The sequence below is a fragment of the Roseomonas chloroacetimidivorans genome, from assembly GCF_049629625.1.
In the GTDB taxonomy this organism is placed as follows: domain Bacteria; phylum Pseudomonadota; class Alphaproteobacteria; order Acetobacterales; family Acetobacteraceae; genus Roseomonas; species Roseomonas chloroacetimidivorans.
Genome location: NZ_JBNBZS010000228.1, coordinates 1 through 2,474, shown reverse-complemented (window position 1 = coordinate 2,474; position 2,474 = coordinate 1). Strand labels below are relative to the sequence as shown.

Annotated in this window: 3 protein-coding genes; all 3 read left to right on the top strand. The window is 67.9% G+C overall.

Annotation, left to right across the window (positions count from 1 at the left end):
• Positions 1-79: 79 nt before the first annotated feature.
• A complete protein-coding gene (locus ACO1BU_RS36890; RefSeq protein WP_424140828.1) occupies positions 80-1,237 on the top strand; it encodes an MlaE family ABC transporter permease in 1,158 nt (385 codons plus the stop codon).
• Between the two features lie 4 nt (positions 1,238-1,241).
• The gene (locus ACO1BU_RS36885; RefSeq protein WP_424140827.1) at positions 1,242-2,045 is read left to right on the top strand and encodes an ABC transporter ATP-binding protein; all 804 of its coding nucleotides are present in this window, start codon (positions 1,242-1,244) and stop codon (positions 2,043-2,045) included.
• On the top strand, positions 2,032-2,474 hold a 443-nt coding region (locus tag ACO1BU_RS36880), incomplete at its 3' end, for an MlaD family protein (RefSeq protein WP_424140826.1). The genes ACO1BU_RS36885 and ACO1BU_RS36880, both read left to right, overlap by 14 nt.

Below are 2,474 nucleotides of genomic sequence, written 5' to 3'. Positions count from 1 at the left end.
TTGCCGAGACGGGGGGAGAGGCGGTGCGTGCTTTCCTGGCCTCAGTGGGCGCCGCCTCCAGCGACGAGCGCCGCACCCGTTGACCGCGCAGCAGGCCTCTCCTGGTTGGCAGGTCCATCGGCAGGGAACCGAGGCCGAGCTGCGGCTGACCGGTGACTGGATCGCCCACGAGACCGGTTTGCGTGATTCTGCCGCCGTGCGTCAGGTGCTGACCGAGACCGAGGGCGCCACACGGCTGCGCTTCGAAAGCAGTGGTCTGGGCCGCTGGGACAGCGCCCTCGTCGTCTTCCTCCAGGCGCTGCAGGAGGCGGCGGCGGCTTCGGTCACTGGCGCGGGGCAGCGAATTGAACTGGACGGGACAGGCCTCCCCGAGGCGACGCGTCGGCTTCTCACCCTGGCAGCGGAGACCGGCCCCGCGCCGCCAGTCGTCGCGCCGCCCGTGGCTTCACTCTTCACGCGGGTGGGCCGCAAGGCCATCGCCCGTTGGGCTGATGGTGTCGCGGTCTCCGCGCTGGTCGGGGAGACGGTGCTGCGCAGCTTCGCCGCGCTCCGCGGTCGCGTCCGGACCCGCGGGGTGGATGTGCTGGAGCTGATGCGCGAGGCCGGAGCGGGTGCGCTCGGCATCGTCGCGATCGTCAACAGCCTCGTGGGGGGAATCCTGGCCTTTGTTGGCGCTGTCCAGCTGCGCCGCTTCGGTGCAGAGATCTTTGTCGCGGACCTGGTCGGCATCGCGATGGTACGCGAGATGGCGGCGGTGATGACGGCGATCGTCATGGCCGGGCGCACCGGCGGCGCCTATGCCGCGCAGATTGCCACCATGCAGGGCAACGAGGAGATCGATGCGCTGAAGGCGCTCGGCATTCCCGTCTTTGACTACCTCGTGCTGCCGCGAATCATCGCGCTGGTCGCAATGATGCCGCTGCTCTACCTTTATGCCAGCGCGGTTGGCCTGCTCGGCGGCCTCGCGGTCGGTATGGCGACGCTCGACCTCACGGCCACTGCCTATTTCCAGGAGACGCGGCAGGCCATCTCCGGCACGCAGTTCGTCTTTGGCCTGACGAAGAGCGTCGCCTTCGGCGCGCTGGTTGCGCTCGCTGGCTGCCATATTGGGCTGAAGGCCGGGCGCAGTGCCGCCGATGTGGGCCGTGCCGCGACGAGTGCGGTGGTGGCCGGGATCATCGGCGTGATCGCGCTCGACGCCATCTTCGCCGTTTGCGCCGATGCGCTGGGAATCTGACGCCATGGCCCGAGAGCAAGCTGGGAACGATCGGCTGCATGCCCAGGGTCTGACGCTGGCCTTCGGGGAGCGAACCATCCAGCGTGACCTGGCCTTCTCGGTCCGTCGCGGCTCGGTCTTCGCGGTGATGGGCGGAAGCGGCTGCGGCAAGAGCACGGTCCTGAAGGCGATGATTGGCCTGTTACGCCCCACCGCCGGGACCGTCCTGGTGGATGGCGAAGACTATTGGGCCGCCACAGAGGCGCGCCGGACTGAGATCGGCCGCCGCTTCGGCGTCCTGTTCCAGAGTGGAGCGCTCTGGAGCTCGATGACCGTGGCCGAGAATGTGGCGCTGCCCCTGCAGATGTTCACGCCGCTCGACCCCGCTTCGATCGACGCACTGGTGCGTTTGAAGCTCTCGCTGGTCGGCCTCGGAGCCGCCGGCGGCAAAATGCCATCGGAACTCTCCGGGGGTATGCGTAAGCGCGCGGGCCTCGCCCGCGCGCTCTCTCTCGATCCGGATGTCCTGTTCTTCGATGAGCCATCGGCGGGGCTGGATCCTATCACATCAAAGAGGCTGGATGACCTGATCCTGGAACTCAGAGACGGCCTTGGCGCCACGATCGTCATGGTCAGCCACGAATTGCCGAGCCTCTTTGCTATTTGTGACGACGGCATCTTCCTGGATGCCGAAACGCGCACCGCCATCGCCCACGGCTCGCCAAAGGCCCTGCGCGACCATTGCGAACACCCGACCGTGCGCGCGTTCATGGAGCGCGAGAGGCCTGAGCACGCCGGGACGAGGAAGGACGCCCATGGCCGCCACTAGACCTGCCGTCGTTGGCGGCTTCATCCTCGGCGGGCTGGCGCTCGCCGTCGCCGCAATTCTGCTCTTCGGAGGCTCGCGTCTGTTTGAGCAGACCAAACGCGCGGTCGTCTTTTTCGAGGGTTCAGTCGCGGGCCTCGATGTTGGCGCCCCGGTCACCCTCCGCGGCGTTCGTGTCGGTTCGGTCCAGCGCATCGCGCTCCATCTCTCCGCCTCGGGGCAGGCGCGGATTCCCGTCACCCTCGAGCTCTTGCCAGACCAGGTGAACCGCGAGGGGAAGGATGCCCAGCAGAGCGATGCGGATATCGAGCATCTGGTCGAGGCTGGGCTGCGGGCGCAGCTCAATTCCCAGAGCTTCGTCACCGGCCAGCTCCGGGTTGATCTCGACTTCCGTCCCGGCACCCCCGCAGAGCGGGTCGCAGCGGACACAGG